12 protein-coding genes and 4 tRNA genes are annotated in these 15,046 nt (G+C 45.8%); 3 read left to right on the top strand and 13 right to left on the bottom strand.

What is annotated here, in order from left to right:
• Positions 1-217 precede the first annotated feature (217 nt).
• From NI461_RS01520 to secA, 8 genes are all read right to left on the bottom strand, one after another.
• Positions 218-294: transfer RNA gene (locus NI461_RS01520), tRNA-Pro, on the bottom strand.
• 17 nt (positions 295-311) lie between these two features.
• Positions 312-387 (bottom strand) — tRNA-His (locus NI461_RS01515).
• 34 nt (positions 388-421) lie between these two features.
• A tRNA-Arg gene (locus tag NI461_RS01510) sits at positions 422-498 on the bottom strand.
• A 34-nt stretch (positions 499-532) separates the two neighbouring features.
• Positions 533-609 (bottom strand) — tRNA-Pro (locus tag NI461_RS01505).
• A gap of 152 nt (positions 610-761) precedes the next feature.
• The gene (gene nadA / locus NI461_RS01500; RefSeq protein WP_253156287.1) at positions 762-1,829 is read right to left on the bottom strand and encodes a quinolinate synthase NadA; all 1,068 of its coding nucleotides are present in this window, start codon (positions 1,827-1,829) and stop codon (positions 762-764) included.
• 157 nt (positions 1,830-1,986) lie between these two features.
• Complete coding sequence (argJ, locus tag NI461_RS01495) at positions 1,987-3,207, bottom strand: bifunctional glutamate N-acetyltransferase/amino-acid acetyltransferase ArgJ (RefSeq protein WP_253156284.1); 1,221 nt, start codon at positions 3,205-3,207, stop codon at positions 1,987-1,989.
• 160 nt (positions 3,208-3,367) lie between these two features.
• Positions 3,368-3,721, bottom strand: coding sequence for a hypothetical protein (locus tag NI461_RS01490; protein ID WP_151205250.1), 354 nt, complete (start codon positions 3,719-3,721; stop codon positions 3,368-3,370).
• 135 nt (positions 3,722-3,856) lie between these two features.
• On the bottom strand, positions 3,857-6,583 hold the full coding sequence (gene secA / locus NI461_RS01485; RefSeq protein WP_174660244.1) for a preprotein translocase subunit SecA: 2,727 nt from the start codon (positions 6,581-6,583) through the stop codon (positions 3,857-3,859).
• Between the two features lie 331 nt (positions 6,584-6,914).
• Here secA and NI461_RS01480 point away from each other — a divergent pair, with 331 nt between their 5' ends.
• Complete coding sequence (locus NI461_RS01480; RefSeq protein ID WP_151205252.1) at positions 6,915-7,550, top strand: peroxiredoxin; 636 nt, start codon at positions 6,915-6,917, stop codon at positions 7,548-7,550.
• 343 nt (positions 7,551-7,893) lie between these two features.
• Complete coding sequence (locus NI461_RS01475) at positions 7,894-8,127, top strand: protein-tyrosine phosphatase family protein (protein ID WP_306670470.1); 234 nt, start codon at positions 7,894-7,896, stop codon at positions 8,125-8,127.
• 37 nt (positions 8,128-8,164) lie between these two features.
• Here NI461_RS01475 and NI461_RS01470 read toward each other — a convergent pair whose 3' ends face one another.
• The 4 genes from NI461_RS01470 to trpA are packed head-to-tail and all read right to left on the bottom strand — an operon-like array spanning position 8,165 to position 12,160.
• Positions 8,165-9,187: an SPOR domain-containing protein gene (locus tag NI461_RS01470; RefSeq protein ID WP_151207504.1), complete on the bottom strand. Its 1,023-nt coding sequence runs from the start codon at positions 9,185-9,187 to the stop codon at positions 8,165-8,167.
• Entirely contained in the window at positions 9,184-10,467 is a 1,284-nt protein-coding gene (gene folC, locus NI461_RS01465) for a bifunctional tetrahydrofolate synthase/dihydrofolate synthase (protein WP_174660245.1), read from the bottom strand. Before folC ends, NI461_RS01470 begins: the two co-directional genes overlap by 4 nt.
• Entirely contained in the window at positions 10,464-11,360 is an 897-nt protein-coding gene (gene accD, locus NI461_RS01460) for an acetyl-CoA carboxylase, carboxyltransferase subunit beta (protein ID WP_174660246.1), read from the bottom strand. Before accD ends, folC begins: the two co-directional genes overlap by 4 nt.
• Positions 11,357-12,160: a tryptophan synthase subunit alpha gene (gene trpA, locus NI461_RS01455; protein ID WP_151203617.1), complete on the bottom strand. Its 804-nt coding sequence runs from the start codon at positions 12,158-12,160 to the stop codon at positions 11,357-11,359. The genes accD and trpA overlap by 4 nt, the downstream gene beginning before the upstream one ends.
• A gap of 364 nt (positions 12,161-12,524) precedes the next feature.
• Between trpA and NI461_RS01450 the strand changes: the two genes are divergently transcribed.
• The gene (locus NI461_RS01450; protein WP_151203619.1) at positions 12,525-13,856 is read left to right on the top strand and encodes a Na+/H+ antiporter NhaC family protein; all 1,332 of its coding nucleotides are present in this window, start codon (positions 12,525-12,527) and stop codon (positions 13,854-13,856) included.
• Between the two features lie 39 nt (positions 13,857-13,895).
• On the opposite strand, the gene NI461_RS01445 is transcribed toward NI461_RS01450, so the two are convergent.
• Positions 13,896-14,933: an AraC family transcriptional regulator gene (locus tag NI461_RS01445; RefSeq protein ID WP_253156282.1), complete on the bottom strand. Its 1,038-nt coding sequence runs from the start codon at positions 14,931-14,933 to the stop codon at positions 13,896-13,898.
• Positions 14,934-15,046 lie beyond the last annotated feature (113 nt).

Genomic DNA, 15,046 nt, shown 5'->3' with positions numbered 1-15,046 from the left:
GGCTGCTGTAGTGGCTTATTGTTTGAATCCCAATAAGCCAACTTTCCAAAATATGTTAAAAGGCTAAGTGGATTTCATCGAACTCAGGTTATTATTATCGTGCCTTAAAAGTATGTCTTGTTGAAAGCTCCCCTTGGAGCTTTTGGTTTTTATAAAATTTCAGACACAAAAAAACCGCTTTACGCGGTATCTTTTATTTCAACCATCTTTGTATAGATGGTCGGAGCAGTAGGATTCGAACCTACGACCCCCTGGTCCCAAACCAGGTGCACTACCAGGCTGTGCTATGCTCCGATTTCAACTTTAAAAGTTGGGGTGAATGACGGGATTCGAACCCGCGACAACTGGAATCACAATCCAGGGCTCTACCAACTGAGCTACATCCACCATTACATTTGGTTCTTGATATCAAGCGACCAAATGGCGCGCCTGACAGGATTCGAACCTGTGACCATCCGCTTAGAAGGCGGATGCTCTATCCAACTGAGCTACAAGCGCGTTACTGATGTAAACATCATTTGCCTTGAAGAATTGGTCGGAGCAGTAGGATTCGAACCTACGACCCCCTGGTCCCAAACCAGGTGCACTACCAGGCTGTGCTATGCTCCGATTCATCTCAGCTTTTGTATCGAACTATCGTTCGGTACGGTGTGCATTCTAGGCGTGACGCCCAAAGACGTCAACACCTATATTTAAAAAAAATCAAAAAAACACTTCAAGCGTTTATTTATCAAGCATTTCAGACATTTTTTATACAAACCCTAGCGCTTTAAGCTGGCACTAAAATTCAGCATACGATCTAAAGGCAGCTTTGCACGCTGCGCCAGCACAGGATCTACCTGAATTTCCTGATTACGCTGTTGCAGAACCTGTAAAATTCCATCCAGTTCATTCATCGCCATCCATGGACAGTGGGCACAGGAACGGCAAGTTGCGCCTTCTCCGGCAGTCGGCGCCTCAATCAGGATTTTTTCTGGAACAGCCTGCTGCATTTTATAGAAGATACCGCGGTCTGTGGCTACGATCAGACGTTGATGTGGCAATGTTTGTGCTGCTTTAATCAGCTGTGAAGTGCTTCCAACTGCATCGGCAACATCTACCACCGATTCTGGTGATTCAGGATGAACCAGAACCGCTGCATCAGGATACATCGCTTTCATCTGAGCAATGCCACGCGAACGGAACTCCTCATGCACAATACATGAACCATCCCAAAGCAACATTTCTGCACCTGTTTTTTTCTGGATATAGCGTCCCAGGTGTTGATCTGGCGCCCAAATGATTTTCTCACCCAAGCTATCTAAATGCTCGACAATCTCAACGGCACAGCTAGAAGTTACCACCCAATCAGCGCGCGCTTTCACAGCAGCTGATGTATTGGCATATACCACTACTGTATGATCAGGATATGCATCACAAAACTTGCTAAACTCATCAACTGGACAGCCCAGATCCAGTGAGCAGGTCGCTTCAAGTGTCGGCATTAACACGGTTTTTTCAGGAGAAAGAATTTTCGAGGTTTCCCCCATGAATTTAACTCCGGCCACAACCAGAGTGGATGCCGGATGGTCTCGTCCAAAACGTGCCATTTCTAGCGAATCAGAGACACAGCCTCCAGTCAGTTCAGCCAGTTCCTGAACTTCAGGATCGCAATAATAATGTGCGACCAATACAGCATCCTGCTTTTCAAGCTCTGCCTTGATCTGTGCAAATTTTTCCTGTTTTAGCTGTTCAGTCAGCTGATGTTCCTTAGGTTCACCTAAACGGTCTAAATGCGCCTGCACAATCGACTTTGCTTCATTGGCTATTAAATTGGTCGCATTATTCATAACAACATCTACTCTTTTATCTTTACTGCTTGCCCCAAAGGCAACCATTTACCCTATTCACCGGCCAGATGTGGCGGTCTGCTATTTTTGACCGGTCATTAAAACATTTGAGATATAAAAAAGCCCCCACGCGAGGAGGCTTGAGCAATCATCTGCACTATGAACGATAATCTGCATTAATCTTGACATAATCATAAGACAGATCACAGGTATATACTGTGTCTTTTGCCTTACCACGTCCCAGATCCACACGAATCATCATTTCAGCCTGCGCCATGACACGCGCACCCGCTTCTTCAGTGTAGTCAGCTGCTGCACCACCATCTTTGCAGATTTGTACATCATCTAACCAAACCTGAATTTTTGCAACGTCTAAATGCGCCACACCGGCATAACCAATCGCCGCCAGGATACGCCCCCAGTTTGGATCAGAAGCAAAAATAGCGGTTTTCACCAATGGAGAATGGGCAATACTATAAGCAACATCGCAGCATTCCTGAGTATTGGCACCACCTTCTACCGCTACAGTAATAAACTTGGTCGCCCCTTCACCATCACGCACAATCAGGTGCGCTAAACGCTTCATGGTACGCATGAGCACTTCTAGAACCACGGCATAACGCGGATCTTCAACAGAAGATATTTCCGTGCCTCCCGCCTGACCAGTTGCAATAAAAATACAGGAGTCATTGGTAGAGGTATCGCCATCGATGGTAATACGGTTAAAGGATTGATTAACTGTGATGGAAAGTAACTGTTGTACCAGTTCACGGCTAATTGGCGCATCCGTTGCCACATAGCCCAACATGGTCGCCATATTCGGGCGAATCATCCCGGCACCCTTGGAAATACCCGTCATGGTATAGCGAATACCATCCATCTCGAACTGTTCAGAAGCACCTTTTGGCGTGGTATCTGTGGTCATGATTCCAGTTGCTGCATCTCCCCAGGCATCATCACGCAATGAATCCAGGGCTGGCTGCAAGCCACTAAGCAAACGTTCTATAGGCAACTGTTCACCAATCACTCCGGTCGAGAACGGTAACACCTGTTCTGGGTTCACTCCAGCAAGCTTTGCCAGCTGGGCGCAGGTGGCTTCTGCATTGGCCATACCCGTTGCGCCAGTGCCCGCATTCGCGTTTCCGGTATTAATGACTAAATAGCGTGGATTTCCCGCTGCCAGATGTGCCCTAGAAACATGCACCGGCGCTGCACAAAATGCATTCTGGGTAAATACCCCTGCAACATTGGAGCCTTCAGCTAGCTCAAATACCACCAGGTCACGTCGGTTCTGGTAGCGTACATAGGCTTCTGCCGAACCAATTTTCACCCCTTTTACCACATGCATCTGTGGCATAGATACGTCACCAACTGCCATTTCTCATTGTCCAATGTTGAAGTTTATAAAAAGACAGCTTAGTTGATCTGGAATAAAAAATCGAGCCAAAGCCCTGCAATGTATGGTGATTTATCATAGGTTTTCACAATAAAAAACCAGTCTCAGGGACTGGTTTTTTAATTTCTGAAAAAATTCAGACTTAGTTTTTTGCAAGTTGCGCTGCTTCACTCAGTAAAGCCTGTTTGGCCTGCTGCTGGCTGGCTGCCGAAAGCGCTGGGTTAGATGCCACAATGCGATCAGCATTGGCCGCATTTGCAGCAGCAATGGCTTCAGTTTGCACTACAATCGGGCGGTTCTGGTTGTTAAACGTATAGCGGATACCCGTACGTGGACTCGCTACAGTAACTCGGCCATCTGCACCCACTTCAACCTGCGTACTGGTTGGTCCAATCGCTTGCTGAACCTTAGTGAGGGTTGTTGTTCCCGTTTCTGCAAAACTTAGAGCAGGAGTTGCCAAAGCAGCCATCATGAGTGTTTGTAATACTTTTTTCATTGTCTATTCCACTTTTCGGTGCTGAATGAGCCATTTAATACCATTTAACCATCAGGACTGCAAATGGTATTCCGACTCTGAAAAATATTTATACATAAAATTTCAGAGCCCGCAAGCTCTGAGCGTCAAAGATGTTTAGAGCTTGCCATGACACTGTTTGTACTTCAGGCCTGAACCACATGGACACGGTGAATTACGGCTGGCTGGTGCTTCAAATACCGGCGCAACCGAATTGATCGGAGTATTCGGCTCAGCTCTCATCTCCTCACCTTCTGTCAGCAAGCCATCAAACTCTTCATGAGACAGTTGCAGACGCATTGCTTCTGCTTGAGCCTGTTGTTGGGCTTCCATTTCAGCCAGTTCTTCTGGCGTTGGCACATGAATACGTGACAGATCAGTCACCACATCAGATTTAATTACACCCAACATATTCACAAATAGGTTGTAAGCTTCTTTCTTATATTCCTGCTCTGGGTTTTTCTGGGCATAGCCACGCAAATGGATCCCTTGACGCAGATAATCCATCGCCGCCAGATGTTCTTTCCAATGACGGTCCAGAGAGTTCAGCATGAAATGGCGTTCCAGTGAACCGGCTGACTCAGGTCCCATCTGCTCACGACGTGAACGGTAACGATTGAGGACTTCGTCACTAATACGCTCGACCAGAGACTCTTCATCCAGACGACGATCCTGCTCCAGCCACTGGGCAATCGGCAGGTCAATCGATAATTCTTCACGCAATGCCAGTTCCAAGCCTTCAATATCCCACTGGTCATGAATCGACTCAGGTGGAATATAGTTGGCAATCATGCCCTGCATCACTTCACGAATCATCTCTTCAATATAATCTTGCAGTGAGCTTTCTGCGAGAATTTCATCACGCTGAGTGTAAATGATTTTCCGCTGTTCATTATTAACATCATCATACTTCAACAGGTTTTTACGGATGTCAAAGTTACGTGCTTCTACTTTACGCTGGGCATTTTCAATGGAACGTGACACCATTTTGTGCTCGATGGCTTCATCTTCCTGCAAGCCCATCGCACGCATCATACCGACCACGCGATCACCGGCAAAGATTCGCATCAGGTCATCTTCAAGTGATAAATAGAATCGGGATACACCCGGGTCACCCTGACGGCCAGCACGACCACGCAGCTGGTTATCAATACGGCGTGATTCATGGCGTTCAGAACCAATAATATGCAGACCACCCGAAGCCAATACCGCTTCATGGTTGGCTTCCCACTCAGCTTTTAGACGTGTTTCGTCTTCAGGGGTCGGATTCTCAATTTTGGCGAGTAATGCTTTCCAGTTACCCCCTAATAAAATATCGGTACCACGACCGGCCATATTGGTCGCAATAGTGACCGCACGCGGTGCACCAGCTTGCGCAATAATATCTGCTTCACGTTCATGCTGCTTGGCATTCAAGACTTCATGCTGAATGCCTGCAGCTTTTAGTTTCTCCGAAAGAATTTCAGAAGCTTCAATAGTTGCAGTACCAATCAGGATCGGGGCTACACCTGCTTCATGCACGCGCTGAATTTCTTGAATAATCGCGTTATATTTACCTTCACGATTTAAATAGATCAAATCGTTATGGTCTTTACGCACCATTGGTCGATGGGTTGGGATAATCACCACATCCAGGCCGTAAATTTCTTTCATTTCCGCAGCTTCCGTATCTGCAGTCCCGGTCATCCCGGATAATTTTTTATACAAACGGAAATAGTTCTGGAAAGTCGTGGTTGCCAGAGTCTGGTTTTCAGGCTGGATTTCCAGACCCTCTTTCGCCTCAACGGCCTGATGCAGACCTTCAGACCAGCGACGGCCCGGCATGGTACGACCAGTATTCTCATCCACAATGATGACTTCACCATCATTGATAATATAATGGACGTTACGCTGATAGAGATAATGCGCACGGATTGCCGCGGTTACATGATGCAGCAGGTTCAGGTTAGCAGCGGAATAAAGACTCTCGCCCTCTGCCAGCAAGCCCATTGTAATCAGTTCACTTTCGATGGTTTCAAAACCGACTTCGGTAATTTCTACAGAGCGCTGTTTCTCATCTACCCAGAAATGCCCGCCATCCGGCACTTTTTCTTCTTTTTGTGCTTTTAATTTTGGTGGAATGCTGTTGATAGCCGCATACAACTGTGAAGAATCTTCACTTTGACCTGAAATGATTAAAGGTGTCCGTGCTTCGTCAATCAGGATCGAGTCCACCTCATCGATAATCGCATAAGGCAGGCCACGCTGTTTTTTCTCAGCCAGCGAGAACACCATGTTGTCACGTAAATAATCGAAACCGAATTCGTTGTTGGTTCCATAGGTGATGTCGGCACGATAGGCTTCTGCTTTCTCGGCCGGATTTTGCATGGAATAAATAATTCCAATGCTTAAACCCAGAAATTCAAATAATGGACGGTTCAGCTCGGCATCACGTTGTGCCAGATAATCGTTTACCGTAATGACATGTACACCCTGACCACTGAGCGCATTCAAATAACAGGCGAGTGTGCCCATCAGCGTTTTACCTTCACCCGTACGCATTTCGGCAATTTTACCTTCGTGCAAGGTAATACCACCAATCAGCTGTACATCATAGTGGCGCATGCTCATGACACGTTTAGCCGCTTCACGACAGACCGCAAATGCTTCAGGAAGTAATTTATCTAGGCTTTCACCTTTATTATATCGTTGTTTGAATTCTTCAGTTTTTGCAGATAAGTCTGCATCGCTAAGGGCAGATATCGTCGGCTCGAGCGCATTAATCTTGTCTACGATTTTACGCATGCGTTTGAGTTCACGCTCATTTTTGGTACCGAAGATTCCTCCGATCAGACTTGCCAACATGAATAGACTCTCTAAATCTTGCTTATCAAATGAATATGTTCTTAGTCGTTATTATGGTACTAGAAATTTGAACTACAAGGGTTTTAGCATAAAACCGTTGAAAAAATCTCATCCTTAGTTCTAGCCCTGAAACCTAAGGCAAAATAATGTAGCAAATTTTGACTGGGCAATATAGTCAATTAGCTGACTGTTTTTGCTGATTCTGGATAGAAGGACAGTCTTCTTATGAAAAATTTGTATAAGCAATTCTAAAAACACTATTTTCCAAGATAAATAAAATGGTTCATATTGATTCTTATCCTTCTATTATAAGATCAATTGAGGCAAACATATGAGTTTACGTTTAGGTGATACTGCACCCAATTTTGAACAGCAATCCAGTGCAGGCTTAATTAATTTTTATGATTTTTTAGGTGATAGCTGGGGCATTTTATTTTCACACCCTGCGGATTATACTCCGGTCTGCACAACAGAACTTGGCTATACCGCAAAACTCAAAGATGAGTTTGACAAACGTGGGGTTAAAGCCATTGCCCTTTCTGTCGATGATGTTGAATCTCATCAGGGCTGGATTAAAGATATTAATGAAACCCAGGCAACTACGGTCAATTTTCCGATTATTGCCGATCAGGACCGTAAAGTTTCTGAACTTTATGACTTTATTCATCCCAATGCCAGTGAGACTTTAACTGTTCGCTCCCTGGTCATTATTGATCCCAACAAAAAAGTACGTTTGATCATTACTTACCCTGCATCTACTGGACGTAACTTTCATGAAGTTTTACGGGTGGTAGATTCCTTACAACTCACGGATCAACACAAAGTGGCCACTCCAGCCAACTGGCAACAGGGAGATGATGTGGTGATTGTTCCTTCATTACAAGATGAGGAAGAAATCAAGCAGCGTTTTCCTAAAGGTTATAAAGCGGTCACTCCATACTTAAGACTAACGCCTCAGCCTGAGTAAGGCTAAGCCATGCCCAGTTCTACTTTGAGGGAAGCTATGTCTTAGAGTAGAACTGGGGGCAAAAAATAAAATTAGAACTCTATACACTAAGCTTAAAACCTCAGGAAACATTTTAATAAGTCGCTGAAAATTTTAATAGCCTGATCGAAACGATATGAACATGCCATAGATTCGGTCTCTTTTATTCCCTGCGTTGGGATAAACCTCCGTGCATTGATCAATGGACTGAGGTTTTTTATTTTTATACCGTGTTCAGAGCAGCAAACTGCTCGCCCAGAAGGATTTTCAACTGCATCATGTGCCAATACATACCTAGGCACCGGATTGGAAAGATTTATTAAAAGTGATAAAGGAAATTCAGCAGGCTCGCAAGAACAATGAAAAGGTACTCCTCTATTGCTACTGCGGCTCTGACCGTACCGCTGCCAGTATTGCCCTGTACCGGATTATTTTACAGCACTGGTCAATTGAGGACGCTGGGCATGAAATAAAATACGGCGGTTATGGCTTTCACATGACTGGGCACAATATTGAGAAAGTATTTAGCCCTGAACCTGTAAAATGGATCCGGGTGTAACTCTCGGATCCATCTACAACTTCAAGGTGGTAATCAATTATTGACGCTTGTCCAAAGGTACCCAGTCAATCACCCAAGCAGACTTCATATTTAGGCTGGCATCAGATGCAATCTTCTTACGGGCCGCATCCGCAGCTTCACGGTCCTTGGATGGACCCACCATAATACGAATCCCTTTGGAGGTTGGACTTTTAGTCACTTTATAGCCTTTGGCACGCAACTTGGCTGCCACAGCATCGGCATTGGCTTCGTTGGCGGCCAAAGCCACCTGTACCATCCATTGCTTGCTGTCCTCTCCTTCTAACAGCTTGCGTGCCTGCTCGGCTTCTGCCTTTTTCTTGGCTTCTTCTGCCTTACGTTTTTCTTCCGCCTCTTTACGTTCAGCTACCCGACGCTCTTCTTCAGCCTTTTTCTTAGCCTCATCGGCTTTGCGCTTTTCTTCTGCCGCTTTACGTTCGGCTTCTTTCTTCTCGGCAGCTTTGCGAGCTTCAGCTGCCTTTTGAGCTTCTTCAGCTTTACGCTTTTCTGCTAAAGCCTGACGTTCAGCTTCTTTTTTAGCTGCCTCAGCTGCTGCATTATTCTTTTGCTGGGCGAGTTTTTGCTGCTCCAGCTTCTTTTGTGCCGCAGCTTTTTCTTCAGCCAGACGTTTCTGCTTGGCCTGTTCATCGTCAACTAATTCAGGTGGAATATTATCCGAACTTTGCTGGCCCAAGCGATGAGCATTGAGTGCTGCATACTCTTCTGCGGCCTTACGGGCCGCATCGGCCTCGGCCTGTTGCTGCATTGCCAGGAACTCAGCTGCACGCGCCTCTTGCTCAGCGACCGCTTTTTCACGGTCACGGCGCTGCTGCTCCAGTAAACGCTTTTCAGTTTCTACATCCACAGTTAAAGAGCCTAATGAATTATTCACAGCCTCTTTATTTTCTGCTTCCATCGTCTGCACCGGACCTTGTTGACGCTCCTGCTGAATTTCATTCTGACCTTTCAGAAGTAATGCTGCCAATAAAACACCACCACCGAGTAAAACAACACCGCCCATCCAGCGCTGTTTATTATTCATTGACATTCTTCCAAATACTCCCATACCGCTTCTAAGGTATGAAATGACCCACATACCAAGATCAGCTGATGATTATCTGCCTGATCCAGCGCTGACTTAAAAGCGAATTGCACCTTATGAAATTGCTCTACTGCTTCCCCGCTCAAAGCTTCTGCCAAAGCTGTGACCTCTGCCGCACGCGGAACCGCTAATGGTGCAATTTTCCACAATCGGATATGTTCTTTCAATAACTTAACGACAGAATTTATATCTTTATCAGCCAACATGGAAAAAACACAAATCACTTCTTTGTATTTATTGTTATATTTTAAATAATTACGCAATTGCTTTAATAAAAACTCGACGCCGTGCGGATTATGCCCTGCATCAAAAATCACGGTTTTACCTTGAATTTCACGAATTTCAAACCGTCCAGGCAGCTTCGCCAATTGTATGCCTTCGGCAATTGCTTCCTGACGAAGCTTTAATCCACTCAGCAGAAGGGCTGCAATTGCTGTCGAGATATTCTCTAAGGCCAGAGAGCCTGTCGGTAATTTTAAGGTCGTGCCTGAAGACGCAAATGCCCAGGTTTTGCCCTCTTCAAAGGCTTCATAAAAATAGTCACGGTTAATCGCATACAAGGGTGCGTTAGACTTAGCCGCCTGATCTAAAATCGCCTGTGGAATCTGTTGCTGCCCGCCAAAAATTACCGGAATATTTGGACGAATAATACCAGCCTTTTCAAAGGCAATTTTCTCGATAGTATCCCCTAACCAGTCGGTATGATCCAGACCAATATTGGTAATGACTGCAACATCTGGATTGACTACATTGACCACATCCAGACGCCCGCCCAGGCCGACTTCCAGCACCCAGACATCACAGTCTTGATCTTTAAAAATAACGAAAGCAGCCAGCGTAGTGGCTTCAAAGAAAGACAGGCTTAAATCACATTCACGGCGCGCCTGATCGACCTGTACAAACGCATCGATCAGTAACTGATCTTCGACTTCAATCCCGCATAATTTGACTCGTTCATTGAAACGATATACATGCGGAGACTGATATAGCCCCACTTTAAAGCCGTGCGCATTTAAAATGGCAGCCAGCGTAGTGGTGGTTGAACCCTTCCCATTAGTTCCAGCCACGGTCAGCACTTTGGCAGCCGGGTCGGTCACGCCTAGCTTTTCAGCTACCGGAATGACACGCTCCAGACCTAAATCAATACCTGTAACGTGAACATGGCTCCAATAATCGAGCCATGTATCCAAAGAATCTGTTGCTAATGGTGCTGTATTCAAGGCAAGTTCATCAGTTTAGTCACAATGCGATAAACTGTATCACGTAATGCATGACGGTGAACAATCTGATCGATTACACCATGATCAAGCAAATATTCAGCACGCTGGAACGGTTCATCCAGTTTTTCACGCACGGTTTGTTCAATTACCCGTTTACCTGCAAAGCCGATCATGGCTTTAGGTTCGGCAATATGTACATCCCCCAGCATTGCCAGAGAAGCTGTTACCCCCCCATAAACCGGATGGGTGAGAACCACTACATAAGGCAGGCCGGCTTCTTTTAAACGCTGGATAGCCGCTGAAGTACGCGCCATTTGCATCAGAGACAGCATGCCTTCCTGCATACGCGCACCACCAGATGCTGCAAAGCAGATTAAAGGTTGACGCGCTTTAATCGCACGCTCTGCTGCCTGCACAAAACGGTCACCCACAACCGTACCCATTGAACCGCCCATAAAGTCGAATTCAAAGGCACATGCAATCATTGGCACGTTTTTCAGCAACCCTTGCATCACAATCAGGGCTTCAGTCTCACCAGTTTTCTTTTGCGCTTCTGACATCCGCTCCGGATAAGCTTTACTGTCGACAAATTTAAGTGGATCTTTCGCAGTGAATTCCTGTCCCATTTCCGCTTCCACCTGATCGAAGAACCAGCTGAGACGGTCACGCGCTTTCATTTTCAGATGTTCATCACATTGCGGACAAACATAGGCATTAAATGACATCGCCGTACGTGTCACCAAAGCATGACATTCAGGGCATTCAATAGTAGGTTCTGTAAATGTGGCTTTGAGGGTGGTTTGCTCATCAGGAACATGAATACCCGGAACAATACGCTCCGTCCATGGGGTCGATGGGCTCAGAATTTTGCCTGATTTCACTTGTTGACTCATACTAACTCATCGAGCGCTGCTCGAAGCTCCTTGACTTTATTCACCGTAGCAATAACGGCCTGTTCTGGCGGGAGAGATGCGAAATGTTTAACAAATGCGCTCCCCACAATGACTGCATCGGCAGCAACACCCATCGCTTTCGCAGATGCAGCATCACTGATACCAAAACCCACACCTACAGGAATATCTGTCTCAGCCTTAATTTTCTGAATACGTGTTGCTGCTTCAGACACATCTAAAGTCGCAGCACCGGTCACACCTTTTAACGACACGTAGTAAATAAAGCCACCGGCCTGTTTAACTACATGCTGAATGCGCTCATCAGTTGAGGTCGGTGCCAGCAAGAAAATCTGGTCCATCTCGTATTTTTCCAAGACCTGACCCAGATCTGCTGCTTCTTCTGGTGGAAGATCGACCAGAAGCACACCATCTACACCGCATTCATAGGCATAAGCGACAAATTTTTCATAGCCAATGACTTCGACCGGATTTAGATAGCCCATCAGCACCACAGGTGTTTCGCGATCTTTCAAGCGAAACTCTTTCACCATGTGCAGTGCATCCAGCGTATTGGTTCCACCTGCCAGCGCGCGTTCTGCAGCTAGGGCAATGGTCGGACCATCCGCCATCGGGTCAGAAAAAGGAAGACCCAACTCAATCACATCCACCCCTGCATCCACCATCTGATGAAGAAGAGGTACAGTGACCTCTGGATGCGGATCACCAGCCATTAAATAAGAAACCAAAGCTTTACGCTGTTGAGATTTAAGTTGTTCAAATCGTGTGGCTAAACGTGACATAGGGCTGAGCTTTCCTTAACGTATTTTAAACTTGAGGCATTGACTATGTAGAAATACAAGACATCGCATTGTAACGCTATTTTTTGTCCATTGAACAGTGTGCAGCATCGACCTCTGGTATTTCCTTTCCTGTATGAAGATTTCAGAACAACCCGGAAGGCTCTATTTACGATTATTTTGATTTTTTTCTCAATGATCAAAGATGCCTAATTTTACTATGCCCTAAAATATTGAATACTTAGATAAACTTATTTTTAATATATAAAAATTATAAAAATACAGATGTTAGCGCATTCACTTAAAGTTTTCGGAAATTGCAAAACCTGCTTTATACTAGCCGCATTCTTTTAATTTTTTATCTCCTATGCAGACTGATTCCGAAGCTAGCGTGCAGGCTAACGCCATTGCACTGCTGCCGCTTATTGTATTTTTAACCATTTTTTTAGGTAGCGGGATCTATCATTCCCTGATCGGAACGGAGTTTGCGTTTTATCAGGTCAAAGCGCCAGTTGCCGCACTGCCTGCCATCATGCTGGCAGTCTGGCTGTATCGTGGCAAACTGAATCAGGGAATTGAAGCATTTTTAAAAGGAGCCAGCCATCCCAATCTGGTACTGATGTTCATGGTGTTTATGCTGGCCGGGGCCTTTGCCAATGTGAGCAGTACCATTGGCAGTGTCGATGCAACGGTACAGATGGCTTTGTCGATCATCCCTCCCGAATTTGTCCTCCCCATGCTATTTGTGATTTCAGCCTTTCTGGCAACGGCAATGGGGACCTCTATGGGGACTATTGCAGCCTGTGCGCCAATTGCTTTTGGTTTTAGTCAAGCAACGGATATTGCAGTAGTTTATGCAATTGGAGCAGTTGTGGGTGGCGCCATGTTCGGTGACAACCTGTCAATGATTTCCGACACAACGATAGCCGCCACGACTAGTCAGCGTGTACAACTGCGTGACAAGTTCAGAGTCAATGTCTGGATTGCCGTTCCGGCTTCCATAATCACGATTCTGATTTATATTGTGAGTATCGGTCGTTCCAGCCCTGTGGCATATCAGGATTTCAACTGGATCCTGATTCTTCCTTATATCGCCGTCTTTTTATTGGCCTTTAGCCGTTTGCATGTTTTAGCCGTGCTGAGTATGGGCGTATTGTTATCGAGCCTGTTCGGCCTGTTTGCTACGCCCGGTTTTAATCTGCTCAAGCTGAACACTTCAATTTATGATGGCTTTGTTGGCATGTTTGAGGTGGCCTTGCTCTCCATGTTCCTGGGCGGTCTGTCTGCTCTCATGCAACGTGAAGGTGGCTTGCGCTGGCTGATCGAACGCATTTATGCATTGACGCGCCTGTTTAAGGTCGGCCGTGAACGCGCTGGCGAAATTGGCATCAGTTTTCTGGTGGTATTTTCTAATCTGTTTGTGGCAAATAATACCGTGGCCATTATCCTGTCGGGAGATATGGCCCGTGAAGTAGCCAAAGAATACGGCGTAGATCCCAAACGAGCCGCTGCCCTAATGGATATTTTTTCCTGCGTCGTTCAGGGGTTGATTCCTTATGGCGCACAGTTGCTGCTGGCATGTTCAATTGCCAAACTCTCTCCGGTCGAACTGATTGGTGGCGTATATTACTGCTGGATTCTGGCAATTTTTGCCGTAATCGCCATTGCGGTACGTTACCCAAAACTAAAAACCGCTTAAATGTGTCTCTTGAGATGACGGTCATCACAGAGCGCTTTGTTAACGCTGATCTTGTTTGGGCTGCTTACGGTATTGTAATAAAGTGCGGCCCGTTGCTGCCTTATAAGCACGTGCCAAGGCAGACTGGTCAGAATAGTCCAGCTGCTCGGCAATCTCACTCAAGCTGATCTCCTGCTGGAGCAGCAGATCACAACGTTTTATCCGCTCCTGTTCCAGCAGCTTTTTAAAGCTTGTGCCCTGCTCGGCAAGTTTACGCTGCAAAGTACGGACAGACAGCAGCAGATGTTCTGCCAGCTGTTCAATTTTTAAAGCTTGCTGGTGCATACGCAAGTGATCTGCAATCAGCCTTTGGGCATGTTGCAGCGTCGATTCCAGTTGTGGCCGGGCGGCAATTTCCCCTTCAGCCTGACGAATTAACAGTTGCAGCAGCATCGGGTCAGCCTGATCAGATTTCAGGTTCAGGCCTTGCACATCCAGCTCCAGTGCATAATGAGGTTGAGAAAATTTAAGCTCTGTTGCATAAAACTTTTGAAAATGAATCACTGCAATCTCAGGCCGATGTGCAAAGTGGATGCTGCGCAACAACAAAGGCTGCTCCTGCAAAATAAAACGGCCCAGTTGCACCATTGCCGCTATGGTCAGTTCATTCAGAACATTATAACGTTCCTCCAGAAAAGCCCAGTACAACTCGACACTCTGTTCATGCTGTCGCAGTTGAAAAGGAATAAGATCACTGCCATCCACCACCAGCCGTTGAAAGCGTATGATATAACCGATGATTTCTGAAATGCTGCTACTTTTGGAAGCCATATAACCCAGCACACCAAAATGCTCTGGCCTGATTTCCTGGACAATTTCAAAAATTAACTGCGGACAATCAAGATGCTGCCGGGTGCTGAGCAATACATTGTTAAGCAGTTGCAGTGGCACCTGTATATCAAAAGGCTGATCAATCAAGCCTTGCAATTGCTCCTTAAAATCTTTCAGGAAATCAGCATGTAAAGGATCAATCTGCCGGCTTCGTAAATAACTTGCCCACAGCTGGATATAACCATTGGATATTTTGATCTCTTGCATAGCGATTCCCAATCACGGCTGCAACACGATATATTTTTTATTTCTTCTGGCGTAAAATGTATAAAAATTGGCAATATCTGTCAAAACAATTCACCCACTCTCCGACATACTGT

It is taken from the genome of Acinetobacter sp. S4400-12 (assembly GCF_024129495.1).
Classification (GTDB): domain Bacteria; phylum Pseudomonadota; class Gammaproteobacteria; order Pseudomonadales; family Moraxellaceae; genus Acinetobacter; species Acinetobacter lwoffii_C.
This window is presented reverse-complemented; position numbering and strand designations above follow the sequence as displayed.